Source organism: Azospirillum sp. A23 (assembly GCF_042938965.1).
Taxonomy (GTDB): domain Bacteria; phylum Pseudomonadota; class Alphaproteobacteria; order Azospirillales; family Azospirillaceae; genus Azospirillum; species Azospirillum melinis.
On the sequence record NZ_CP170666.1, the window covers coordinates 33,115 to 56,876 of the forward strand.

A 23,762-nucleotide genomic window follows, 5' to 3' on the forward strand; every position below is an offset into this window, starting at 1 on the left:
CCCCCTACCGAATCCACCCCACGCATCCCCCTCACCCCGACCCTCTCCCCGGGGGAGAGGAAGAATCGAGAGGGTAAGCCCCCTCACGACATCGGGTTTGGCGGCGGCTTCGGCATTTCCGGCAGCGGGATGAACTCGCTGTTGTCGAGGTCCGGCAACTTCATCCGCCCGGCCCGCCAGTCCGCCTTGGCCTGCTCGATCCGCTCCTTGCGGGACGACACGAAGTTCCAGTCGATGAAGCGCTGCCCCAGCGGCTCGCCGCCGACCGCCATGACGATGGACTGGGTGGCGGCGGTCAGCACCGCCGGATGGCCGGGGGCGAAGACGATCATCCGCCCCGCCTCGAACCGCTGCCCTTCCACCTCCACGCTTCCCGCCACCACATAGGCCGCGCGCTGCCATCCGTCCTCCGGCAAGGCGACGCGGGCGCCGGGGGCGAGATCCCAGTGGATGTAGAACAGAGGGGAATGGGTCTTCACCCCAGCCCGGGCGCCGAAGGCCTCGCCCGCCACCAGCCGGCCGCGGACGCCGCCCTCCTTGAACAGCGGCAGGTCGCCGGTGCCGTAATGGGCAAAGGCCGGGTCGGTCTCCTCGTCCGCCTCGGGCAACGCGACCCAGGCCTGGATGCCGTGCATCGTCCCGCCTTCCATCCGGGCACGCTCGAAGCGTTCGGAGTGGGTGATGCCGCGCCCGGCAGTCATCCAGTTCACTTCCCCCGGCCGGATCGGCTGTTCGGAGCCCACGCTGTCACGGTGCATGATCTCGCCCTCGAACAGGTAGGTCACGGTGGACAGGCCGATGTGCGGGTGGGGACGCACGTCGACGTCGCGGGGAAGACCCGGCTGGAAATCGACCGGCCCCATATGGTCGAAGAAGACGAAGGGGCCGACCATCCGCCGCTGGACAAAGGGCAGAACCCGCCCCACTTCGAATCCGCCAAGGCTTTTGCGGCGCTGCTCGATCACCAAATCCAGCATGGGTCTTCCTCCCGACGGTTGAGATTCGTTTCGTTCAGGCGTTCGGATCGCGCGGCACGGTCTGGATGACCTCGAACCCCTCGAACTCCGGCGGACCGACATAAAGCGGCTTGCGGGCACCGGCATTGCCATGGGCGTTGCGGAAGGCTTCCGACCGCGTCCAGCCCTGGAAGGCGCCTTCGGACTCCCAAACCGTGTGGGAGGAATAGAGCCGGTGATCGTCCCGGTCGGGCCCCCGCAGCATGTGGAACTCGACGAAGCCCGGCACCTTGTGCAGATGCACCTCGCGGTTCAGCCAGACCTCCTCGAACTCCTGCTCGGCCCCATGGCGGACCTTGAAACGGTTCATCGCGATGAACATGCGGCATTCCTTTCCGGCGTGGTCGACAGGTCCGACCCGGTCGAGGATAGAGGTTGGCAGCAGCGCGGGGCAATCAACCTGACGCGCCGTCCCTTATGATCGTGCTGCGTCGGACCGGAGACGCCAATTCCGCAAATTTCTCATGCACATCAACGCCTTGATGTCTTTTTCTGTAAGTGCACACACGCGCTCCGACCAATGGGATAAAATGCGCACGCCTTCCTCGCTTTGGAGAAGGCGCAATGCATGCTCTTCGCAATCTCCTCGCGATCCCCACACGCCACGGACGCACTGAACAGTGCAACAGCCTCCGAAATCTGTTTCACGGTGTTCCAAGCGTCCGGTTCGGTAAGGGTTGTCCGTGTCTGGCCCCCTAATGCCGTTAAGCTCTAATATACCCATAAGAGGTACAAGGTCCGCGGGCAGGGTGACCGACCAGTGGCCGGGGGGAGCGAAATGACTGCAACAGTCCCAAAGCAGACGGGGACGGTGCAAGGCCGTACCAGGACTCCTGGTGCCATCGGCACGCTCGTCACCCTCTCCGTTCCCTTCCTGCTCGTGCTTCAGGGCGCCCGTGTGCCGGGGTCGGTGGAGTTGGCCCATTACCTGCCACTGCACACCTTCTTCGAAACCTTCTCCATCGCCGTCGCCACCCTGATCTTCGCCATCGGCTGGCACTCCCGGAGCGACGACACCCCGCCGGCCCTGCTGGCGCTGTCCACCTGCTTCCTCGGCGTGGCGCTGCTCGATTTCGGGCATCTGCTGTCCTTCACCGGCATGCCCGACTTCGTGACGCCGGCCGGCCCGGAAAAGGCCATCGCCTTCTGGCTCGGCGCCCGGCTGGTGGCGGCGGTGGCCCTGCTGATGGCGGCCGTCCTTCCCTGGAAGGTCGGCACGGCGAACTCGGCGGCCCTGCGCTATCCGCTGGTTGGCGGGGTTCTGCTGTCGAGCGCTACGATCTTCTGGGCGGTCCTGTGGCACCCGGATCTGCTGCCGCGCACCTATGTGGACGGGGAAGGGCTGACGCCGCTGAAGATCGCGGCCGAATATCTGCTGGTCCTTCTCTATGCCGCGGCGGCGCTGATGTTCTATCGCCGCCAGCGCGCGGCGCGCACGCTCGACGTCCACCGCATGGTGATCGCCGCCATCGCCATCGCGATCAGCGAACTGTGCTTCACGCTCTATCTCAGCGTCTACGATCTCGCGAACATGGCAGGCCATGTCTACAAGGTCATCGGCTACTGGTATCTGTACCGCGCCGTGTTCGTCACCGCGGTGCATCACCCCTATGACGCCCTGCACCAGTCGGAGCGCGACCTCTGGCGGGAAAAGGAGCAGGCCCGCGTCACCCTGCTGTCCATCGGCGACGGGCTGATCGCCACCGACACCGCCGGCCGCATCAGTCTGATGAACCCGGTGGCGGAGCGGCTGACCGGCTGGTCCCTGGGCGAGGCCGCCGGCCGGCCGGTGACCGAGGTGTTCGACATCGAGAATGCGGAGACGGGGCGGCGGGTGCCGGTGCCGGTCGAGCAGGTGCTGAAGAACGGCGACATGGTCGGCCTCGCCAACCACACCGTTCTGGTGGCGTGCGACGGAACCCGCAGCCACATCGCCGACATGGCCTCGCCCATCCGCGACCGGGACGGCACGCTGCACGGCGTCGTCATGGTCTTCCAGGATGTGACCGAGACTTATGCCAGCCGCGAGGCGTTGAAGGACAGCCTGTCGCTGAACACCGGAATCCTCGAAAGCGCCGCCTGCGGCATCATCGCCACCACGCTGGACGGCGTCGTCCGTGTCTTCAACCGCGAGGCGGAGCGCATCTTCGGCTACCCGGCGGCGGAGATGATCGGCAGCGCCGACCTGCCGCGCCTCTATGACCCGGACGAATTGCGCGCCCATGCCGACGGGCTGTCCATCGAACTCGACCGTCCGGTCAAGGCGGATTTCGCGGCGCTGGTCGCCCACACCCGGTGCAGCGGCCGGCCCGAGCCCGGTGAATGGACCGGAGTGCGCAGGAACGGCGCCCGCATCTCGATTTCCACCGTCACCAGCGTGCTTCGAGACAGCGGCGGTGCGGTCCGCGGCTATCTGACTGTGGTGATGGACGTCACCGAGCGGAAGCAGGCGGAGCGGCAGATCGAAAATCTCGCCTTCTACGACCCGCTGACCAACCTGCCGAACCGGCGCCTGCTGATGGAGCATCTCGACGTCCATCTGCGGGCGGCCCGGCTGGGTGGGCGCTGCGGTGCGCTGATGTTCCTCGATCTTGACGATTTCAAGGGTTTGAACGACGCCCGCGGCCACATGATCGGCGACATGCTGCTGCGCGAACTGGCGGCACGGCTCAACGCCACCCTGCGCAAGGGTGATCTGGTCTGCCGGCTGAGCGGGGACGAGTTCGTCATCCTGTTGCCGGACATTGGCACCACGCTGGAGGAGGCGACCGCCATCGCCTCAAAGGTGGCGGAAAAGCTCCGGCTGGCGGTGGCCCACCCCTTCCAGCTCGACTGCTGCGAACACAGCATCTTCGCCAGCATCGGCCTGACCGTCTTCCCCAAGACGCCGGACGAGTCGGTCGAGGATCTGCTAAAGCAGGCCGACACCGCCATGTATGCCGCCAAGGACAGCGGGCGGAACACCATCCGCGACTATGACCCCACCATGCTGATCGAGGCCCAGGCCCGCCTGCTGCTGCTCCAGGATTTGCGCAAGGCGGTCGATGCCGGGGAATTCACCCTGTTCCTGCAACCGCAGACCAGTGCCGACGGCACGCTGGTGGCGGCGGAAGCGCTGATCCGCTGGCAGCATCCGCAGCGCGGCTTCGTCGCCCCCGGCGCCTTCATTGCGGAGGCCGAGGAATCCGGCCTGATCCTGCCGATCGGTGATTGGGTCCTGATGGAGGCCTGCCATGTGCTTCGCCGGCTGGCCGATGCCGGAAGCGACTGCCACCTGTCGGTCAACATCAGCCCGCGCCAGTTCCGTCAGCCGAACTTCTGCGCCGGTGTCATCGCCGCTCTGCGCGCCACCCGGACCGACCCGCGCCGCCTGACGCTGGAGATCACCGAAGGCATCGCGGTCGGCGACTGCGCCGACACCGTCGCCAAGATGTCGGAGCTTGCCGCTCTCGGCATCTCCTTCTCGCTGGACGATTTCGGCACCGGCTTCTCGTCGCTGTCCTACCTGAAGCGGCTGCCGGTGCGGGAAATCAAGATCGACCGCTCCTTCGTCCAGGATGTCGACAGCAACAGCCACAATGCGGTGCTGGTGGAGACGATGCTGTCGATTGCCAGCCGTCTCGGCCTGAAGGTGGTGGCGGAAGGGGTTGAAACCGCGGCCGAACGGGATTTTCTTGAGGATCGTGGCTGCGCGGTTTTCCAGGGCTATTACTTCGACCGTCCAATGCCAACCGAAGACTTCATCGCAAAATATATGAAGAAACCGGAAATTCTTGAAATGGAAGAGCCGGCCCACGCATGACGGTGGGCCGGCACCCTGCTCTTGTTACTTCTGGGCCACCATCTTGGGCTGGCCGTTGCTCCATACATACATGACATAGTTCGGCTTGGTGATGTCGCCCTTCTTGTCGAATTCCACCGGGCCGACGACGGTGTCATAGCTGCCGGAATGCAGGGTCTTCGCCAGCTTGCCGCTGTCCGTGCTGCCGGCCTTCTGGAGCCCCTCGGCGATCACCTGGACCGCGGCATAGCTGTAGAAGGCGAAGTTGCCCGGTTCCGGCAGGCCGGCCTTCTTGAAGGAGGCGATCAGTTCCTGCGCCTTCGGATCGCTGGCCGCCGACGCGCTGTCGGTGTACAGCGTGCCCTCGCCGGCCGGGCCGGTGATCGACCAGTATTCCTGGTTGTTCAGGCCGTCGCCGGCGATGAACTGCGGCTTCATGCCCTGTTCCTGCGCCTGACGGACTATCAGGCCCAGCTCCGGATGGTAGCCGCCATAGTAGACGGCATCGATGTTCTTGTCCTTCAGGCTGGTGATCAGGGCCGAGAAGTCCTTCTCACCCGCCGTGACCGACCCGCGATAGGCGACCTTGCCGCCGGCCTTCTCCAGCGTCTCCACCACGACGTCGGCCAGCCCCTTGCCATAGGCCTGCTTGTCGTCCAGAACCGCGACGTTCTTGCCCTTGAAGGTCTGGGCCAGATAGGTGCCGGCAACCACGCCCTGCTGGTCGTCACGGCCGCAGACCCGGAAGATGTTCGGATGGCCCTTGGCGGTCAGCAGCGGGTTGGTGGCGGTCGGGGTGACCATCACCACGCCTTCTTCCTGGTAGACGTCGGCCGCCGGGATGCTGGCGCCGGAGCAGAGATGGCCGACCACCGCCGTCACCTTCTCGCGCACGAACTGGTTGGCGACGGCCACCGCCTGACGCGGGTCGCAGGCATCGTCGCCCACCTTCAGCACCAGCTTCTGCCCCAGCACGCCGCCTTTGGCGTTGATGTCCGCGACCGCCTGCTTGGCTCCGTACACCGACTGCTCGCCCAGCGCCGCGACCGGGCCGGTCGTCGCCGTGCCCAGGCCGATCACGATGTCGGCCTGCGCCGTGCCGAAGCCGGCCAGCAGCGCCGTCGCGCTGACGAAGGAAAGGACGGTGAGACGCATGATTGGTTCTCCCAGGATGGCCATTTTGTGCCGGACCATATCCGCCGGCCACGGCATGTTTTCTTTTCTGACCGATACGACAGGATTTTAAAAGCGCGATCATGGGTTTCGCAGCGCTCCGACGGAAACCGCGACCGTTCGCCGCCATCGCCGTTGTGCGCCACCGTTTGAGCGGGACTCCTGCCCACGGGAGGACCGCAGCGCCTATTGCCCGCCATGCCCTCCGCCTCATTTGGTGCCGGAAAGAAAAACCCCCGCCGGATCGCTCCGGCGGGGGTTTCCTTTACCGACCGCTGCTTGCGGCTATCAGGCCGGAACGGCGACCTTGTCCGCGACTTCCTGGAAGGCCGGGATCTGGTCGAAGTTCATGTAGCGGTAGATGTCGGCGGCGGACTTGTTCACCACGCCGACCTGGGCCAGATACTCCTCGGTGGTCGGGATCTTGCCCAGCAGCGCCGCGACGGCGGCCAGTTCGGCCGACGACAGGTAGACTCGGGTGTCGATGCCCAGACGGTTCGGGAAGTTGCGGGTCGAAGTGGAGACGGCAGTCGAGCCCTTGCGGACCTGCGCCTGGTTGCCCATGCACAAGCTGCAGCCGGGCATCTCCATGCGGGCGCCGGCCTTGCCGAGGGTGGCGTAGTAGCCCTCCTCGGTCAGCATCATCGCATCCATCTTCGTCGGCGGAGCGATCCACAGGCGGGTCGGGAGGTCCGAATTCCCGTTCAGGATCTTACCGGCGGCGCGGAAGTGGCCGATGTTGGTCATGCAGGAACCGATGAACACCTCGTCGATCTTGTCGCCGGCGACCTCGGACAGCGTCTTCACGTCGTCCGGATCGTTCGGGCAGGCCAGGATCGGCTCCTTGATGTCGGCCAGATCGATCTCGATCACCGCGGCATAGTCGGCGTCGGCGTCCGGACGCAGCAGCTGCGGGGAGGATATCCACGCCTCCATCGCCTTGATGCGGCGCTCCAGGGTGCGCGCATCGGCGTACCCGCTGGCGATCATCCACTTCATCAGCGTGATGTTGGAGGTCATGTACTCGATGATCGGCTCCTTGTTCAGGAGCACGGTGCAGCCCGCCGCCGAGCGCTCGGCCGAGGCGTCGGTCAGCTCGAACGCCTGCTCGACCTTCAGGTCGGGCAGACCTTCGATCTCCAGCACGCGGCCGGAGAAGATATTCTTCTTGCCCTTCTTCTCGACCGTCAGCAGGCCGGCCTTGATCGCGTAGAGCGGGATGGCGTTGACGAGGTCACGCAGGGTGACGCCCGGCTGCATCTCGCCCTTGAAGCGGACCAGGACCGATTCCGGCATGTCCAGCGGCATGACGCCGGTGGCGGCGGCGAAGGCGACCAGACCGGAACCGGCCGGGAAGCTGATGCCGATCGGGAAGCGGGTGTGGCTGTCGCCGCCGGTGCCGACAGTGTCCGGCAGCAGCAGGCGGTTCAGCCAGGAGTGGATGACGCCGTCGCCCGGACGCAGCGCCACGCCGCCGCGGGTGGAGATGAAGTCCGGCAGCTCGTGGTGGGTCTTGACGTCCACCAGCTTCGGATAGGCAGCGGTGTGGCAGAAGGACTGCATCACCAGATCGGCCGAGAAGCCCAGGCAGGCCAGGTCCTTCAGCTCGTCGCGGGTCATCGGGCCGGTGGTGTCCTGCGACCCCACCGTCGTCATCTTCGGCTCGCAATAGGTGCCCGGGCGGATACCCTTGCCTTCCGGCAGGCCACAGGCGCGGCCGACCATCTTCTGGGCCAGCGTGTAGCCCTTGCCGGTGTCGGCCGGCGAGGCCGGCTGGCGGAACAGCTCCGACGCCGGCAGGCCGAGCGCCTCGCGGGCGCGGGTGGTCAGGCCGCGGCCGATGATCAGCGGGATGCGGCCGCCGGCACGCACCTCGTCGAAGATCACCTCGGAGCGCACGGTGAACTCGGCGATGACCTCGCCGTTCTTCAGCGCCTTGCCCTCATAGGGGCGCAGCTCGATGACGTCGCCCATCTCCATCTTGTTGACGTCGAGTTCGATGGGCAGGGCGCCGGCGTCTTCCATGGTGTTGAAGAAGATCGGGGCGATCTTGGTGCCGAGGCAGACGCCGCCGAAACGCTTGTTCGGGACGAACGGGATGTCCTCGCCGGTGAACCACAGCACCGAGTTGGTGGCGGACTTGCGCGAGGAGCCGGTGCCGACCACGTCGCCGACATAGGCGATCAGGTTGCCCTTCTGCTTCAGCGCTTCCAGCTGCTTCGTCGGGCCGCGCTGGCCCGGCTCGTCGGCCTCGATGCCCGGACGCGGGTTCTTCAGCATGGCGAGCGCGTGCAGCGGGATGTCCGGACGGCTCCAGGCGTCGGGGGCCGGCGACAGGTCGTCGGTGTTGGTCTCGCCCGACACCTTGAAGACGGTCAGCGTCATCGACGCCGGGACTTCCGGACGCGAGGTGAACCACTCGGCATCGGCCCAGGACTGCAGCACCGACTTGGCGTTGGCGTTGCCCTTGTCGGCCAGCTTCTTGACGTCGTGGAAGAAATCGAAGACCAGCAGGGTCTTCTTCAGGCCTTCCGCGGCGGCGGTGCCGCACTCGGCATCCGACAGCAGGTCGATCATCGGCTGGACGTTGAAACCGCCGAGCATGGTGCCCAGCAGTTCGGTGGCCTTGACCTTGGAGATCAGCGGCGAGCTGTCGGCGCCCTTGGCGACGGCGGCCAGGAACCCGGCCTTGACGCGGGCGGCATCGTCGACGCCGGCCGGAACGCGGTGGGTGATGAGGTCGAGGAGGAAGGCCTCCTCGCCCGCCGGCGGGGCCTTCAGCAGGTCGATCAGCTCCGACGTCTGCTTCGCGGTCAGGGGCAGAGCCGGGATTCCGAGGGCGGCGCGTTCGGCCGCGTGCTGGCGGTAGGCTTCGAGCACGGCAGGGTTCCTCATAAATGAAAGGCCGGCCCTTGGATGGGAACCGTGAGACGGCCCGCTTGAACTCAGGTCGGGTTTATATGCCTGCTAAAGTGAAAGTGCAAGGGGGCGCCCCGCTTACGTGAAGCGGACAGGACGAAGCTGCCATTCTTTTTGCACTGGTATTACCGGCGCTTGGTATGACCACTTCGTCGTCCCCGCTTTACTTCAGCGCGGCCGCCTGCTCCGGCGCCAGCAGCACGATGCCGTCCTCGTCGGCGAACAGGATGTCGCCGGGGCGCACCGCCGTGCCCGGCAGTTCGACGGCCACGTCCACCAGCCCCTGGTCGCGGCGGGTGGAGGCCCGCGGGATCGACGCCAGCGCCTTGATGCCGAGCGGCAGGGCCGCCAACTCCGCCACGTCGCGGACGCAGCCCCAGATCACCACACCGGCCCAGCCGTTCTTCGCCGCCGACGCGGCGATCATGTCGCCCATCAGGGCGCAGCGCAGGCTGCCGGCGCCATCCACCACCAGAACGCGGCCGGCGCCGGGGGTTGCAAGCAGCTCCTTGACGCGGGAATTGTCCTCCAAACACTTCACGGTGACGACCGGACCGGTGAAGCGGGTGACGGCGCCGAAGTCGCGGAAGCCCGGCAGGACATAGCGGGCGTCGTCCTTGAAGCGGTCGAACAGGTCGCAGGTGGGGGTGAAGGCGGCGGTTTGGTCGGCGGCGGTCTGGTCAATCGTCATGGGGCTTTGAACTCCACAGCGTGAACGGTACGGGGACTTTCTCGCCCCCCTCTTGCGCCAAAGGCGGGCAGCAGGCAAGAGCCGCGCGCCGCGATGGCGGCAGGTCGGCGAACGTGACGCAGGAGACTTGCCGAACGTGCAATCGACGCCAGCGCAACTGCACCCATATTTCCGACAAGACGAAGAAAACGGATGGTGCCTTCCCCATGAAAACGCCGAACTTCGCGGCTTTCGCTGCGGCCGGTGCGCTGACGATGCTGGTCTCCGCCTGCGCCTCCACCCTCTCGCCCCCGCCGGTGGCACAGCCCGATCCGGCGCTGCTTTCCATCATCAACAGCAACGTGACCAACGACTGCAACCCGCAGACCGCCGCGGTGCTGACCGGCGTGGGCCTGCCTGCCAGCAACGTGCGCGGCGTGAATTACGGCATCTATCGCGACGAATACCGCGACAAGATCGTCCGCTGGGACGCCTGGGTGTATCTGAAGGATCAGCCTGGCTCGCTGGTGGTCACGCTCGACGAGGATTGCCGGCCGATCCAGATCTATGCGCGCGAAGGGGCGAAGCTGCCGGGCAGGTAAAGAAATAGCCGTCCGGGCCGGGAGTTGGAACGGCATGGAACAGGGTTCCGGCATCCGTTCCACACCCGGGCAGTTGCCCATCCGTGACGGACGCCTGCCAGGACGGTGGAACAGCGTGGAACAGTTCCCCGGCTGTCGTTCCATCCGATCGGGCGAAGCGGCCCGATCGGCGGCGGGCTGACTGTCGAACGGCATGGCGGGCCTCCGTGAACGGGGTCAACCGCCGTAGTTTATAGGACTTTCATCCTTTCTCGGGGTTTTTGTCGAAGGGACCGGATTGCGGTTCCACTTCGCAAAAACCTCTGACCTGTCTTAACTATCCCCCTGCCGCCCGGACAACGTTGCCGACGCGCCCTCCGACACATGGGCATCCACCGCACGGTCATGGCGCTTCAGCCGTTCCTGAAGCGTGTCGCCCATGCGCAGGGCCACGGCGATGGACAGGATGTCGCCCAGCACCAGATGGGCGATGCGGACGGTCATCGGCGAGTGGATGTCGAAATCGTCGGCCACATCGGCGACGAGGCTGACCGTCGCCATGTCGGCGAGCGGCGAACCCGAGCGGGTCAGAGCCACCACGTCGGCCCCGGCCTTGCGGGCGTTCTGCACGGCGTCGAGGATGTCGCGGGTGCGGCCGGTGCTGGACACCGCAACCACGGCATCGCCCTTTGCCAGGGTCAGGGCGGAGGCGAAATAGACGTGGGAGTCGGTGTAGGCGACGGTCGGCATGCCTAGCCGGAAGAACTTGCGCTGGATGTCCTCCGCCACCGTGCCGGAGTTGCCGGAGCCGTAGAACTCGATCCGGCGGGCCGCGGCCAGCACGTCGGCGGCGCGGTCCACCGCGTCGGCCGACAGGTTGTTGCGCACCTGCATCAGCGTGGCGATGGTGCGGTCGAACAGCTTGCCGGCCAGCACCGCCCCCGGCACACCCCCTGGAACATTGCCATCCGCATCCAGTTCCCCCCCCACCGACAGATCCTGATGCAGGAACGGCATGCCGCCGGCGATGTCCTGCGCCAGCTTGATCTTGAATTCGCGGAAACCGCGGCAGCCCAGCGCCGCGCAGAAGCGCGCCACCGTCGGCTCGCTCACCCCGACCCGGTCGGCCAGTTCGGCCATGGACAGGTTGATCACGTCGCCCGGATGGGCCATCGCATAGTCGGCCAGCTTGCGTTCCGAAGGCCGGATCTGGTCGCGGACGGCGGCGATTCTCGCCAGCATGTGGGGGGCGCTCCCTTCTGATTGTGGGTCAGCCTAGCACATGTAGCAAAGCTACATATACAGCGCTGCGAACGACCGATTCCGTCGCGGGCGCGACCTGCCCTTTCCGAGCGTTTCCAACCGCTCCGGCCTTGCCCTGCGACAAAATGCCGGGCCTGTCCGCCTTGTCCGGAAGCCCGCCCGGGAGTATGTAGTAAAACTACAGAACGGGCGCAACACACGGCATCGGTCACCGCACCGGCCGCCCCGCGCCCGGTCTGAAAATATGACGTGTATCAACGAATCCGGCGCCGATTGCGCCTATGCTTCCAATCGTCCCGCGTGGTTCGCGGGCACCACGAGACCGCCGACACGGCCATTGACCCGCGCCGACGGCTATATCTCTGAGGAGTCATCATGGACACCCTGCTGATGGACGGACTTGCCCAGGCCACGGAGCAGCAGTCCGCCGCCGACCCCTGGCGCGGCTTCGCCCCGGGCGTCTGGCGCCGCTCGGTCGACGTCCGCGATTTCATCCAGCGCAACCTGACCCCCTATGAAGGGGACGCAGGCTTCGTCGCCGGTCCCACCGCCCGCACCACCGCGCTGTTCGCCAAGGTCACCGACCTGCTGAAGCAGGAACGCGCCGCCAAGGGCGGCGTCCTGGACGCCGACACCGAAGTCTTCGCCTCGATCACCTCGCACGCCGCCGGTTATATCGACCGCGAGCTGGAAGTGATCGTCGGCCTGCAGACCGACAAGCCGCTGAAGCGCGCCATCATGCCGTTCGGCGGCTGGCGCATGGTCAAGACCGGGCTGGAGGCCTACGGCTACACCCCGTCGCCGAAGCTGGAAGAGATTTTCCCGGTCCTGCGCAAGACGCACAATGACGGCGTGTTCGATGTCTACACGCCCGAGATGCTGCGCTGCCGCAAGTCCGGCGTCATCACCGGCCTGCCCGATGCCTATGGCCGCGGCCGCATCATCGGCGACTATCGCCGGCTGGCGCTGTACGGCGCCGATTTCCTGATCAAGGACAAGAAGGCACAGCTGGCCTCGCTGGAAGTCAGCCGGATCGACGAGGACGTGCTGCGCCTGCGCGAGGAGATCTCCGAGCAGATCCGCGCGCTGAAGGAGCTGGTCGAGATGGCCGCCTCCTACGGCTTCGACGTCAAGCGTCCGGCCGCCACCGCGCGGGAAGCGGTGCAGTGGACCTATCTGGCCTATCTGGCGGCGGTCAAGGAAGCCAACGGTGCCGCCATGTCGCTGGGCCGGGTGTCCAGCTTCCTCGACATCTACATCGAGCGCGACCTCAGCGACGGCGTCATCACCGAGGCGGAAGCCCAGGAGATGATCGACCATTTCGTCATGAAGCTGCGTCTGGTCCGCTTCCTGCGCACGCCGGAATACGACCAGCTGTTCTCGGGCGACCCGACCTGGGTGACGGAATGCCTGGGCGGCATGGGGCTGGACGGCCGGACGCTGGTCAGTAAGACCAACTTCCGCATGTTGCAGACCCTGCACAACCTGGGGCCGGCGCCGGAACCGAACCTGACGGTGCTGTGGTCGGAGAAGCTGCCGGACGGCTTCAAGCGCTTCTGCGCCGACACCTCGATCAAGACCTGCTCGGTCCAGTACGAGAGCGACGACCTGATGCGCGGCTATTGGGGCGACGATTACGGCATCGCCTGCTGCGTCTCGGCCATGCGCATCGGCAAGCAGATGCAGTTCTTCGGCGCCCGCGCCAACCTGGCCAAGACGCTGATGTACGCCATCAACGGCGGCAAGGACGAGGTTTCGGGCGAGCAGATCGCCCCGGCCTACGCGCCCATCACCGGCGACGTGCTGGACTATGACGAGGTCATGGCCCGCTTCGAGCCGATGATGGAGTGGCTGGCCAAGGTCTACATGAACGCGCTGAACGCCATCCACTACATGCACGACAAGTACATGTACGAGCGGATGGAGATGGCGCTCCACGACCGCGACATCCTGCGCACCATGGCCTGCGGCATCGCCGGTCTGAGCGTGGTGGCGGACAGCCTGTCGGCGATCAAGCACGCCAAGGTGAAGGTCATCCGCGACGAGAGCGGCCTCGCCACCGATTTCGAGATCGACGGCGACTATCCGGCCTTCGGCAACAACGACGCGCGGGTCGACGACATCGCGGTGTGGGCGGTCGAGCGCTTCATGACGGCGCTGCGCAAGCAGAAGCCCTACCGGAACGCCATGCCGACGCAGTCGGTGCTGACGATCACCTCCAACGTGGTCTACGGCAAGAAGACCGGCAACACGCCGGACGGCCGCAAGGCCGGCCAGCCCTTCGCGCCGGGCGCCAACCCGATGCACGGGCGGGACAAGAAGGGCGCCATCGCGTCGATGGCCAGCGTGGCGAAGCTGCCCTACGCCCATGCGCAGGACGGCATCAGCTACACCTTCACCATCGTCCCCGGCGCTCTCGGCCGGACCGAATACGAGCGGGTGAGCAATCTGGTCGGCATGCTGGACGGCTATGCCGCCCAGGGTGGTCACCACATCAACGTCAACGTCTTCGACCGCGAGACGCTGTTGCACGCCATGGACCATCCGGAGCTGTACCCGCAGCTGACCATCCGGGTGTCTGGCTATGCCGTGAACTTCATCAAGCTGACGCGCGAGCAGCAGCTCGACGTCATCAGCCGGACGTTCCACAACAAGCATTGAGGGGGGGTGACGGGTCGGTTCCCTCTCCCGCCCCGGGAGAGGGAAGGGGCCCGCCGCAAAGCGGTGGGAAGGGTGAGGGGTTATCCAGACATGGATTTCCGATCCTTGGGCTACCCCTCACCCTCCCCACTTCGTGGGTCCCCTCCCTCTCCCGGGACGGGAGAGGGAACACCCCGGATCGCAAAGTTTTAAAATTGGATCGGTTATGACTCCCCCCCTCCCCCAAGCCCGCCCCGGCTCCGTTTCCGGCTGGATCCATTCGGTCGAGACCGGCGGCACGGTGGACGGGCCGGGGATCCGCTATGTGCTGTTCATGTCGGGGTGCCCGCTGCGCTGCCTCTACTGCCACAACCCCGACACCCAGCACATGCATGACGGGACGCGGACGACCTCCGCGGAAGTCCTCGACGACATCGCGCTCTACGCCACCTTCCTGCAACGCGCCCATGGTGGATTGACGCTGAGCGGCGGCGAGCCGCTGGTGCAGCCGGAATTCACCGCCGCCATCCTGCGCGGGGCGAAGGCGCTGGGGCTGCACACCGCGCTCGACACCTCCGGCTTCCTCGGCAACCATGCCGACGACCATCTGCTGGAGGACGTCGACCTCGTCCTGCTCGACATCAAGGCCTTTTCCGAGAAGACCTACCGCCATCTGACCGGCGTTCCGCTGCGCCCGACGCTGGAGTTCGCCGAACGGCTGGCCGGGCTGAACAAGCGCATCTGGCTGCGCTATGTGCTGGTCCCCAACCTGACCGACGACGCGGCCGAGATCGACGGGCTGGCGGAGTTCGTCGCCGGGCTGGGCGTGGTCGACCGGGTCGACGTGCTGCCCTTCCACAAGATGGGCGAGCACAAATGGAAGGCGTTGGGACGCAAATACATGCTGACCGACACCGAGCCGCCGTCGCGCGAGCTGGTGGAACGGGTGCGCAAACAGTTCCAGGCGCAGGGGCTGCGGGCGGACTGAGCCCCCTGCCGAAAACGTCATCGACACGTCACGAAGGCGACACGACGCCGTCACGCGCCCTCGCCTAATACCCCCTTTGGAATTCGCTTGGGTTTCAATTGGGGGGTTCTTTTCAATGCGGACGATACACCGTGCGGGACGGTTGAGGACGGCGCTGCTGTCCGCCACCGGCCTCGCCTCTCTCATCCTGTCCACCTGCGGTGTTGCGATGGGGGTCGCCTCCGCCCAGACCGCGGACAGCGTGACCGTCGGCGGCTCCAGCTTCGTCAACCAGGGCCTGGTCGGCGTCGGCCGGATCGGCTCCGCCACCCGCGACAAGTATGGCGAGACCTTCGGCTCGATGTCCGGGCTGACCTTCGACGCCAGGTCCTGGCGGCGCACCGGCGACAGCTACAGCGGCATCATGTATGCCCTGCCCGACCGCGGCTACAACGTCGTCGGCACCACCGACTACCGGCCGCGATTCAACACGCTGGCCCTGTCGCTGACGCCCTATTACGGCAGCGCCGCGCTGGCCGCCGGCAGCGGGCAGCAGTCGCAGATCGGGCTGAGCCTGCTCGACACCACCCTGCTGACGGAAGCGAACGGCGCCGTCACCACCGGCCTCGACCCGCAGCCGCGCACCGGCGTGCGCGCCGCCGCCGGGGGGCTGCCGGCGCTGCCGCAGGCCTACAACGGCAAGGTCAGCCTCGACACCGAGGGCATCGCCCGGCTCGCCGACGGCAGCTTCTTCATCAGCGACGAATACGGCCCCTACATCTATCACTTCTCCGCCACCGGCCGGATGATCTCGGCGGTGCAGCCGCCGGCAGCATTGCTGCCGGTGCGCAACGGCGGGCTGGATTTCGCCTCCAACAACCCGGCCACCGGCCAGCCGGCACCGACCCCGGCCGACCCGGTCACCGGGCGGCAGAACAACCAGGGGCTGGAAGGCCTGTCGCTGACGCCGGACAAGACCAAGCTGGCGACCCTGCTGCAAAGCGCCACCCGCCAGGACGGCGGCACCGGCGGCAACAGCGCCACCCGGCGCAACACCCGCCTGCTGATCTACGACGTGTCGTCCAACCCGGACAGCCCGGCGCTGATCGGCCATTACGTCGTGCCGCTGCCCACCTTCCGGTCCGGCAGCAGCACGCTGGTCGCGGCGCAGAGCGAGATGCTGGCGCTGAACGACAAGCAGTTCCTCGTCCTATCGCGCGACAGCAACAACGGCCAGGGGCTGAGCGGCACCAACTCGCTCTACCGCAGCATCGACATCGTCGACGTGTCGAACGCCACCAATCTGGTCGGCACCGCCTATGAGGGCACCACCCCCGTCGCTCCCGGCGGCAATCTGGTGGCCTCGGTCACGCCGGTGTCCTACAGCCAGTTCCTGAGCATCAACAACAACGGCCAGCTGGCGAAGTTCGGGCTGCACAATGGCGGCGCGCAGGACGCCAACCTTTTGTCGGAGAAGTGGGAGGCGATGGGGCTGCTGCCGGCGCTCGACGCCGCCAGGCCCGACGATTTCTTCCTGTTCGTCGGCAACGACAACGACTTCCTGACCCGCAACGGCTATCAGGTCGGCGCCGCCTATGACGCCGGGACCAATGTCGACACGATGCTGCTGGTCTACCGGCTGACCCTGCCGACCTACGTCGATCCGCTCGCCATCGAATCGCTGCGCCAGACCGCCCTGCCGGTGGCACGCGGCCTCGGCAACGCGTCGGTGGCGATGGCCGACGCGGCCTCACGCTCGGTGCGCAGCCATCTGAACGGCCTGCGCTTCCTCGGCACCTCCGGCGAAGGCGGCGGACAGGCCGCAAGCGGTCCGGCGATCAGTGGCTGGGCCGGCGGACGGCTGGGCTACAACAACGCCGACGACACCGGCATGGCGCTCGGCGGCGACACCGATTCGCGCACCGGGCAGGTCGGTGCCGACATCCGCATCGCCGACACCCTCGTCGCCGGCTTCGCGGTGGGGGGCGCGCGCAACAGCCTGTCCTTCGGCGACACCGGCAGCGCCAAGGTCCGCTCCGCCTCGATAAGCCCCTATGTCGCCGGCCAGTACGGCGGCTTCTTCGGCAGCCTGTCGGGCACCTATTCCTTCGACACTTACGACAAGATCGCCCGCAACACCGGCGCCTACGGCCTGACCGCCCGCGGCGAGACCAAGGGGCGCAGCTGGTCGGTCGGCGTCGACGGCGGCTATGAGCTGGGCGAAGGGGCGTGGTCGTTCGGCCCGGTCGCCGCGGCGCGCTACACCCGCGCCACCATCGACGGCTACACGGAGGCGGAAGCCATCCACCTGAACGGCATCCTGCCGAGCCAGACCCAGCGCGGCTGGAGCTGGGAGTTCGGCGGGCAGGTCGCCCACCGCTTCGAGACGGAAAGCGCGTCGATCATCCCGCAGGCCCGCCTCAGCTACGAGTGGAACCGGGTGCGCGGGGCCGAGACGCTGGCCGCCACGCTCGCCAACCGCACCACCAGCAGCCTGGGCACGGTGACCCGGACCTTCGGCACGCCCGAACGCGACGGGCTGCGCGCCGGGGCCGGCGTCACTCTGCTGAGCGGAGCGGTGGCGTGGCAGGTCGGGTATGACGGCAAGTTCGGTCACGACAACCGCGACCACAGCGTCTTCACCTCGGTCGGCTACCGGTTCTGAAAAACGGGCATGGCGGGCGGGATCGTCTCCCGCCCGCCATGCCGCTTTTCGGGTGCCGCTGTCAACGGCACTCAGGCCGGGCGGATCGCCTGGGCGAAGGTGAACAGCATGGTCGGGTCGACCGCCCTCTTCACCTCGGCCAGCTTGGCGAGATTCTCGCCGTAATAGGCCCGCTGCCAGTCGGCGAGCGACGGGTCGGGGAAGTTCTGGAACGCTCCCTGGGCCCTGGTCCGGCGGTTCACGTCGTCGTAGAAGCGCTGCTGCCATTCCAGCGCCTGCTCGATCAGCAGGGCCGAATCCGTCGGCCGCCACCAGTTGGCCTCGACCGAGAACAGCCAGTCATAGCCACGGTGGACATAGGCGGTTTCCGTCGGGCCGACGCGGTTGATGGCGCCGCCGACCTGGAAGAACTTGAAGGCGACCGGCATCGAGGTGGCGGGCATCCTGGCCGCCCAGTCGAACATCGCGGCGATGGCCTCGTCGCCGATGTCCGCCGCCTTCATGTAGCTGGATTTTTCCTGGTAGTAATAGGGGAAGGTGGTTTCGGTCAGGAAATCCTGCCCCGTCCAGTAGGGCACATTCTCCTCAAGCTTGGACTGGCTCCAGTCGATCGACTCCCAGGTGGATTTGAAGATTTCCTTCAGCGTCACTCTGGATTTGTGCAGCTGCCCGAGGATCGACAGCTTCAGCGGCACGTTGGCGCAGCGCTCCTGCCAGCTCGGGATGGTGACGTTGATCTTGCTGCCGAACTCGTCGGGGGCCGCCGCCAGTTCGGTCAGCAGGAGCTTCAGGATTTTCGGCAGATCCTTGCCGGCCCAGACCAGATTGAACACCGTCACCGGCTCCGCCGGGCGGGTTTCCACGGTGAAGGAGGTGTTGATGCCGAAATTCCCGCCGGCACCGCCGCGGCAAGCCCAATAGAGGGCGGATTCGCTGTCCGCATTGGCGTTCACGTGGCTGCCGTCGGCCTTGACCAGCTCCGTCGCGCGCAGCAAATCGGACGCCATGCCGAACTTGCGCATGTTGAAGCCGATGCCGCCGCCCAGCAGGAATCCGGCGGCGCCGACCGAATCGCAGCGCCCATGGGTGATGGTGCGGCCCAACCGCTCCATCTGCTTGTAGACGTAGGAGTTCAGCGTGCCGCCCAGCACCCGGACCAGCCCGTCGGATCCCTTCACCGGCTCCGCCCCCGCCATCAGCGTCATGTCGATCAGCAGGCCGGGCGTGGTGGAAAAGCCGGCGTAATTGTGGCCGCCGGACCGTACGGCGAAAGGCATGGCCTGCTGCTTCACCCAGGCGATGCAGGCCTGGACATCCTCCGGCCGCGAACAGCGGGCGATGCCGGCCGGCAGGGTGGCACCATAGCGCAGATTGTTGGGCCGGCAGATATCGGCGAAGAACGGATCCTCCGGCCGCAGCACCCCGCCCTTCACCCCCTTCGCCAAATCGGACCAGGCCGACGGCGGCGGGCAGTATGCCCCGCCGGTCTCCGCCGCGATGGCGGATCCCGGCATCAGCCGGACCGCGGCGGCGGCACCGGCGAAACGCCCGGCCCCGACAAGGAAATTGCGACGGGAAACGTGCAGTCCGAGTGCCATGGGCCTGTCCATCCTGTTTTATAAGTTGTGTTTTTCTAAATTTACTATCCTATTGATAATAATTTCCGTCAACCACGCCCGGATCAGGGGCCAAAAACCTCCTCGGCCACCGCATCCAGCAGGGCATCGTCGCTCTGCTGGTTGCCGTTCGTCAGGAAGATCAGCGCGGTGCGGCGGCCGGGGTAATAGCGGACATCGGCCTCGAACCCGTCATAGCGCCCGTCATGGCCGGCGCCGCGTCCCCAGCGGTCCTTCCATAGCGCCACACCCAGCCCCTGCCCGTCCTCATTCTCCGACGGGGTCAGCATGCGGCGGACCGTCGCCGCCCCCAGCAGCCGGTTGTCGCGGAACAGGGCGAAGACGAAGCGTTCCAGATCGCCGGCGGTGGTGACCAGCGGCCCGTCGCCGGTGGTCGCCGCCCAGGACCGCCGGCTGACGTCGCCCTCCCCGGTGTAGCCATGGGCGAGGCTGCGGTCGCGCGGATCGGCGCCGACGCTGGTCGAGCCCATCCCGGCCCGCTCCAGCACCCGGTTCCGCAGAACCTGCGCGAAGGGAACGCCGTCGCGCCGCGACGCGATGTGGCCGAGCAGGACATAATTGCTGTTGGAGTATTCGTAATGCCCGCCGACCGGACCGGTCGCCTTCTCCCCCGCCGCATAGGCGAGCAGGGTGCCGTCGCGCGGCAGCCGTTCCAACTTCGCCGCCTCATCCTCCTGATAGGCATCGGTGATGTAATCGGGAATGCCCGAGCTGTGGTCGAGCAGATGGACCAGACGCGCCCGGTTGGCGTTGGCAATCCTGTCCAGCGGCAGGTCGGAAGCCAGCTCCCGCACCGGCTGGTCGAGCGAGAGCAGCCCCTCCTCCACCTGTTGCAGCACGGCGGCGGCGGTCGCCATCTTGCCGACGGAGGCGACATAGAAGCGGGTGTCCTCCGTCACCGCCCGCCCGCCCTTGCGGTCGGCGATGCCGGACACCACCACCCGCCGTCCGTCCGGACCCGACACCAGCAGGATGCCGCCATCCAGTTCCTCGTCGCCCAGGAAGCGGTCGAGCAGCCGTTGCAGCCGGTCGGGCTTGGCGGCTGCGGCATCGGAGACTGGGATCGCCAGAGCCAGCATCAGCGCCAAGCCCGGCATCAGCCGGCGCAGACCCCCGGCACGGTTCGAAAAGCGGCCGGAGTTGTCCCGTCCTTGCGTCCGCATGCACCCTGCCCCCGTCCAGTGAGCGGCCCGGCGGGATTACGCCGAAAGCCATAACCGGAATCGAGGGTAAGACTCGCAATCGGAAAACGGCAAGGCGTGGACGCTAGCGCTTTTCAATCGGCCCCTTTACCACCGGTCGGGTGCTGCCGCGGACCACCAGTTCGCAGTCGAGATTGTGGTGCTTCGGCGTGACGCGGACGCCGTCGAGCGCCGCCAGGATCTGCGTGGCGCTGAGGCGGCCGATCTCGCGCTGGGGCGGGCGGACGGTTGTCAGCGGCGGCGGGCAGGAGCTGCTGAAGGGAAGGTCGCCGAATCCCACCACCGCCAGATCGTCCGGCACCTTCAGGTCGCGGCGGGTGACCTCGAACAGCACGCCCAGCGCTAGCGCGTCGTTGGAGCAGACCACGCCGTCGATATCGGAATGGCGGGTCAGAATCTCGTCGATCAGCCAGCGGCCGACCTCCGTCGTGGCGGCATCGGGGACGGTGAAGTCGATGGGATCGTGCAGGCCGCGGCGCATCACCTCCGCCTCATAGCCGTCGGTGCGGCTGCGGACGCGCAGATCCTGGTGGGCGGCGGCGCCGATGTAGGCGACCTTGCGGCTGCCCTGGTCGTAGAGGTGGCTGGTCTGCATGCGGCCGACCTCGAAATGCGAGAAGCCGACGCTGATGTTGACCGCCTCGCCGGGGTGGCCGGGCATGTCCCACATCTCCACCACCGGCACGCCGCAGGAGGCCAGCATGGCGCGCGTCCGTTCGGTGTGGTGGAAGCCGGTCACAACCATCGCCGCCGGTGACCAGGCGAGGAAGGCGCGGATCAGGCTTTCCTCCTCCTCCGGGCTGAACTCGCTGACGCCCAGCAGGGTCTGGTAATGCGCCGCCTGGAACATGCCCTGGAGCGTGTTGTAGGTCTCGGCGAAGAAAGAATTCAGGATGGACGGCAGGATGACGCCGACGGTACGGCTGCGCGCGGCGGCAAGGCTGCCGGCGACCAGATTGGGCACATAGCCCATCTCGTCGATCACCCGCGCGATGCGTTCGGCGAGATGGCGGGACACCGCCTCTGGCCGGCGGAGATAGAGCGAGACGGTGCTGGCCGACACATCGGCGGCGGTGGCTACGTCGGTCATCGTCACCCGCTGGGTGCCGCGGCGCGTCCGCTTCCTGGTTTCGGTCGTCTGCATCGTCGGTCTTCCTCACGCATCAGGGGCGGCGCATCAGTGCCGCGTCGGCGGGTCGGCATGGGCCATGTCGCCATGGTCCGGGTCGGCAAGCGCCAGTTCGGACAGCGCCAGGATCGCGTCGTGAACGAGCTGATAAGCGGCCTCGATCCGGCCGAGCGCCGGATCGCAATCCTCCCCGCTGTCACGCGTTTCCTGGCGCACCGCCCGGAACAGGCTCAACGCCTCGCGACCGATGATCCTATGGCTTGCCCACAGACCGCAATCCTCTTGCAGTGCGAGCGGGATATGCAACAGGCGATGGCGCAGCACGGCCGCGTCAAGCTCCAGTTCGGCGATGCGCCGGCTGAGAAGGGGTGTCATCGATGTCATGCCTTCGGAGCGCGCCCCGATGGACGCGCCCCGCTTTCCCACAATAAAGCTGCCGGATCAGCCGGCGACCAGATCGGCCATGGCGGCCTTCATGCCCTTCGCCTCGATGGCGGCGAGGCTGTCGGCCACCCGCGCGGCAAGGCCGGGGACGGCAGTCAGGTCCTCCTTCCACAGGCGGACGTCGGACAGGATGGCGGCCACCAGTGCCTTCGGATCGCTGCCGTTGGCCGCCCAGGCGGCGCTCATGGCCGCGATCACCTCGGCATTGTCGCTGATCGGGTAGGATCCGGCCTCGCGCTTGCCGGCATAGGCGCCGCCGGACAGCTCGCCGCGGTAGAAGCGCAGCAGCGCCGCCAGCGAGAAGGACAGGCCGGCCGGAGCCGAGCCGTTGCGGACCACCGCGTCCTTCAGGCTGGGCAGGACGCGCACCTGCCACTTCGACACCGAGTTCAGCGTGATCGAGATCAGCTCGTGCCGGATATAGGGGTTGCCGAAGCGCTCCATGATGGTGCGGGCATAATCCTGCCGCTCGGCCTCCGGCAGGGGCACGTAGGGGACGATCTCCTCGAACATCACCCTGTTCAGGTAGGCCGAGACGGTCGGGTCGTCCATCATCGACTTGACGGTGTCCAGCCCGGCGCAATAGGCGGCCAGTGCGCTGGCGGTGTGGGCGCCGTTCAGGATGCGGACCTTGCGGGTGCGGTAGGGCTGAAGATCGTCGGTCCACACCACGTTCAGGCCGGCCTTGTGCAGCGGCAACTCGTCCGCCAGATGGGCCGGCCCCTCGATCACCCAGACATGGAAAGGCTCGGCGGCGACGGCCAGCCTGTCCTCATAGCCCCACTTGGCGGACAGCGCGGCGGCCTCGTCCTTCGGATAGCCGGGGACGATGCGGTCGACCAGCGTGTTCAGGAAGTGGTTGTGCGTCTCGATCCAGTCGGCGAAGCCGGCCTCCAGGCCCCAACGCTTTGCATGGGCCAGGACGATGCGCTTCAGGTTGGTGCCGTTGGCCTCGATCAGTTCGCAGGGCAGGAAGACCAGACCGCTGTCGGCGCTGCCGCCCAGCGCCTTGTAGCGGGCATACAGCAGGGCCGCGACCTTGGCCGGGAAGCTGTCCGGGCAGGTGCCGGGCGCATAGGCCTCCTCGCGGTCGGCGATGCCGGCCTCGGTGGTGTTGGAGACGAAGAATCGCAGCGCCGGAGACACGGCCAGCTCGACCATCCGTGCCCAGTCCGCATAGGGGTTGAGCGCTTCCGACACGCAGGAGACGACGCGGCGGGATTCGACCTCCCGCCCGTTCTCAATGCCGCGCAGCAGGACGGTGTAGAGGTTGTCCTGCGCCTTCAGCAGCGGTGCGATGCCCTGGCCCAGCGGCTGGGCGATGGCGACACCGGCTTTGGTCAGCCCCTGCCCGTTGGCGACATCGACCATCCAATCGACGAAACCGCGCAGGAAGTTGCCGTCTCCCACCTGAAGAATGGTCACGGGCAGGGTCGGAGCGCCGTCGGTGTGAGCGACGTCGAACGCGCCGCCGGCAAGCTGGTCACGGGTCAGGGAACGCATGACTGGGCATCCTTAAGGGGAGCTGAAAATCCGGGCCCGGCGCCATCAGGGCAAGCACAGGCGATGGGTTCAATATACTAATATATTAATGGGCCGGGCAAGGGGAAAAGGGTGCGGCATTGTGGTGGGGAGGGTGAGGGGAGAGCGTGGCGGCCCTTATCGAGAATCCACC

At 66.8% G+C, this 23,762-nt stretch carries 16 protein-coding genes; 5 read left to right on the top strand and 11 right to left on the bottom strand.

The window, feature by feature from the left end:
• Positions 1-83 precede the first annotated feature (83 nt).
• Positions 84-977 (bottom strand): pirin family protein, encoded by an 894-nt coding sequence (locus tag ABNQ40_RS09420; RefSeq protein ID WP_109050631.1) that lies wholly within the window; start codon positions 975-977, stop codon positions 84-86.
• Between the two features lie 34 nt (positions 978-1,011).
• Entirely contained in the window at positions 1,012-1,338 is a 327-nt protein-coding gene (locus ABNQ40_RS09425; protein ID WP_098738183.1) for an antibiotic biosynthesis monooxygenase, read from the bottom strand.
• Positions 1,339-1,827: 489 nt separating this feature from the next.
• Here ABNQ40_RS09425 and ABNQ40_RS09430 point away from each other — a divergent pair, with 489 nt between their 5' ends.
• Positions 1,828-4,818, top strand: coding sequence for an EAL domain-containing protein (locus tag ABNQ40_RS09430; protein ID WP_247879877.1), 2,991 nt, complete (start codon positions 1,828-1,830; stop codon positions 4,816-4,818).
• 24 nt (positions 4,819-4,842) lie between these two features.
• On the opposite strand, the gene ABNQ40_RS09435 is transcribed toward ABNQ40_RS09430, so the two are convergent.
• From ABNQ40_RS09435 to rraA, 3 genes are all read right to left on the bottom strand, one after another.
• On the bottom strand, positions 4,843-5,952 hold the full coding sequence (locus tag ABNQ40_RS09435) for a branched-chain amino acid ABC transporter substrate-binding protein (RefSeq protein ID WP_109050633.1): 1,110 nt from the start codon (positions 5,950-5,952) through the stop codon (positions 4,843-4,845).
• Positions 5,953-6,258: 306 nt separating this feature from the next.
• On the bottom strand, positions 6,259-8,850 hold the full coding sequence (gene acnB, locus ABNQ40_RS09440) for a bifunctional aconitate hydratase 2/2-methylisocitrate dehydratase (RefSeq protein WP_109050634.1): 2,592 nt from the start codon (positions 8,848-8,850) through the stop codon (positions 6,259-6,261).
• Between the two features lie 202 nt (positions 8,851-9,052).
• Complete coding sequence (gene rraA, locus ABNQ40_RS09445) at positions 9,053-9,580, bottom strand: ribonuclease E activity regulator RraA (protein WP_109050635.1); 528 nt, start codon at positions 9,578-9,580, stop codon at positions 9,053-9,055.
• Positions 9,581-9,786: 206 nt separating this feature from the next.
• Here rraA and ABNQ40_RS09450 point away from each other — a divergent pair, with 206 nt between their 5' ends.
• The gene (locus ABNQ40_RS09450) at positions 9,787-10,161 is read left to right on the top strand and encodes a hypothetical protein (RefSeq protein ID WP_109050636.1); all 375 of its coding nucleotides are present in this window, start codon (positions 9,787-9,789) and stop codon (positions 10,159-10,161) included.
• A gap of 312 nt (positions 10,162-10,473) precedes the next feature.
• Here ABNQ40_RS09450 and ABNQ40_RS09455 read toward each other — a convergent pair whose 3' ends face one another.
• A complete protein-coding gene (locus ABNQ40_RS09455; RefSeq protein WP_109050637.1) occupies positions 10,474-11,382 on the bottom strand; it encodes a MurR/RpiR family transcriptional regulator in 909 nt (302 codons plus the stop codon).
• 396 nt (positions 11,383-11,778) lie between these two features.
• On the opposite strand from ABNQ40_RS09455, the gene pflB reads away from it, so the two are divergent.
• From pflB to ABNQ40_RS09470, 3 genes are all read left to right on the top strand, one after another.
• A complete protein-coding gene (pflB, locus tag ABNQ40_RS09460) occupies positions 11,779-14,064 on the top strand; it encodes a formate C-acetyltransferase (protein WP_109050638.1) in 2,286 nt (761 codons plus the stop codon).
• Between the two features lie 205 nt (positions 14,065-14,269).
• Positions 14,270-15,031: a pyruvate formate-lyase-activating protein gene (pflA, locus tag ABNQ40_RS09465; protein WP_109050639.1), complete on the top strand. Its 762-nt coding sequence runs from the start codon at positions 14,270-14,272 to the stop codon at positions 15,029-15,031.
• Between the two features lie 115 nt (positions 15,032-15,146).
• Positions 15,147-17,675 carry an esterase-like activity of phytase family protein gene (locus ABNQ40_RS09470; protein ID WP_109050640.1) on the top strand — a complete coding sequence of 843 codons (2,529 nt, stop codon included), beginning with the start codon at positions 15,147-15,149 and terminating at the stop codon, positions 17,673-17,675.
• 71 nt (positions 17,676-17,746) lie between these two features.
• Here ABNQ40_RS09470 and ABNQ40_RS09475 read toward each other — a convergent pair whose 3' ends face one another.
• From ABNQ40_RS09475 to ABNQ40_RS09495, 5 genes are all read right to left on the bottom strand, one after another.
• A complete protein-coding gene (locus ABNQ40_RS09475) occupies positions 17,747-19,273 on the bottom strand; it encodes an FAD-binding oxidoreductase (RefSeq protein ID WP_247879878.1) in 1,527 nt (508 codons plus the stop codon).
• An 83-nt stretch (positions 19,274-19,356) separates the two neighbouring features.
• Positions 19,357-20,475 (bottom strand): serine hydrolase, encoded by a 1,119-nt coding sequence (locus ABNQ40_RS09480; protein WP_247879879.1) that lies wholly within the window; start codon positions 20,473-20,475, stop codon positions 19,357-19,359.
• A gap of 103 nt (positions 20,476-20,578) precedes the next feature.
• Positions 20,579-21,658: a LacI family DNA-binding transcriptional regulator gene (locus ABNQ40_RS09485; protein ID WP_109050642.1), complete on the bottom strand. Its 1,080-nt coding sequence runs from the start codon at positions 21,656-21,658 to the stop codon at positions 20,579-20,581.
• A gap of 33 nt (positions 21,659-21,691) precedes the next feature.
• Complete coding sequence (locus ABNQ40_RS09490; RefSeq protein ID WP_109491033.1) at positions 21,692-22,018, bottom strand: hypothetical protein; 327 nt, start codon at positions 22,016-22,018, stop codon at positions 21,692-21,694.
• A gap of 66 nt (positions 22,019-22,084) precedes the next feature.
• Positions 22,085-23,590 (bottom strand): tagaturonate reductase, encoded by a 1,506-nt coding sequence (locus ABNQ40_RS09495; RefSeq protein WP_109050643.1) that lies wholly within the window; start codon positions 23,588-23,590, stop codon positions 22,085-22,087.
• Positions 23,591-23,762 lie beyond the last annotated feature (172 nt).

Excerpts from the sequence above, each read along its gene's own strand:
- ABNQ40_RS09420 (WP_109050631.1), bottom strand. The coding sequence starts at position 977 with ATGCTGGATTTGGTGATCGAGCAGCGCCGCAAAAGCCTTGGCGGATTC.
- ABNQ40_RS09425 (WP_098738183.1), bottom strand. The coding sequence starts at position 1,338 with ATGTTCATCGCGATGAACCGTTTCAAGGTCCGCCATGGGGCCGAGCAG.
- ABNQ40_RS09435 (WP_109050633.1), bottom strand. The coding sequence starts at position 5,952 with ATGCGTCTCACCGTCCTTTCCTTCGTCAGCGCGACGGCGCTGCTGGCC.
- rraA (WP_109050635.1), bottom strand. The coding sequence starts at position 9,580 with ATGACGATTGACCAGACCGCCGCCGACCAAACCGCCGCCTTCACCCCC.
- ABNQ40_RS09450 (WP_109050636.1), top strand. The coding sequence starts at position 9,787 with ATGAAAACGCCGAACTTCGCGGCTTTCGCTGCGGCCGGTGCGCTGACG.
- ABNQ40_RS09455 (WP_109050637.1), bottom strand. The coding sequence starts at position 11,382 with ATGCTGGCGAGAATCGCCGCCGTCCGCGACCAGATCCGGCCTTCGGAA.
- pflB (WP_109050638.1), top strand. The coding sequence starts at position 11,779 with ATGGACACCCTGCTGATGGACGGACTTGCCCAGGCCACGGAGCAGCAG.
- pflA (WP_109050639.1), top strand. The coding sequence starts at position 14,270 with ATGACTCCCCCCCTCCCCCAAGCCCGCCCCGGCTCCGTTTCCGGCTGG.
- ABNQ40_RS09470 (WP_109050640.1), top strand. The coding sequence starts at position 15,147 with ATGCGGACGATACACCGTGCGGGACGGTTGAGGACGGCGCTGCTGTCC.
- ABNQ40_RS09475 (WP_247879878.1), bottom strand. The coding sequence starts at position 19,273 with ATGGCACTCGGACTGCACGTTTCCCGTCGCAATTTCCTTGTCGGGGCC.
- ABNQ40_RS09480 (WP_247879879.1), bottom strand. The coding sequence starts at position 20,475 with ATGCGGACGCAAGGACGGGACAACTCCGGCCGCTTTTCGAACCGTGCC.
- ABNQ40_RS09485 (WP_109050642.1), bottom strand. The coding sequence starts at position 21,658 with ATGCAGACGACCGAAACCAGGAAGCGGACGCGCCGCGGCACCCAGCGG.
- ABNQ40_RS09490 (WP_109491033.1), bottom strand. The coding sequence starts at position 22,018 with ATGACACCCCTTCTCAGCCGGCGCATCGCCGAACTGGAGCTTGACGCG.
- ABNQ40_RS09495 (WP_109050643.1), bottom strand. The coding sequence starts at position 23,590 with ATGCGTTCCCTGACCCGTGACCAGCTTGCCGGCGGCGCGTTCGACGTC.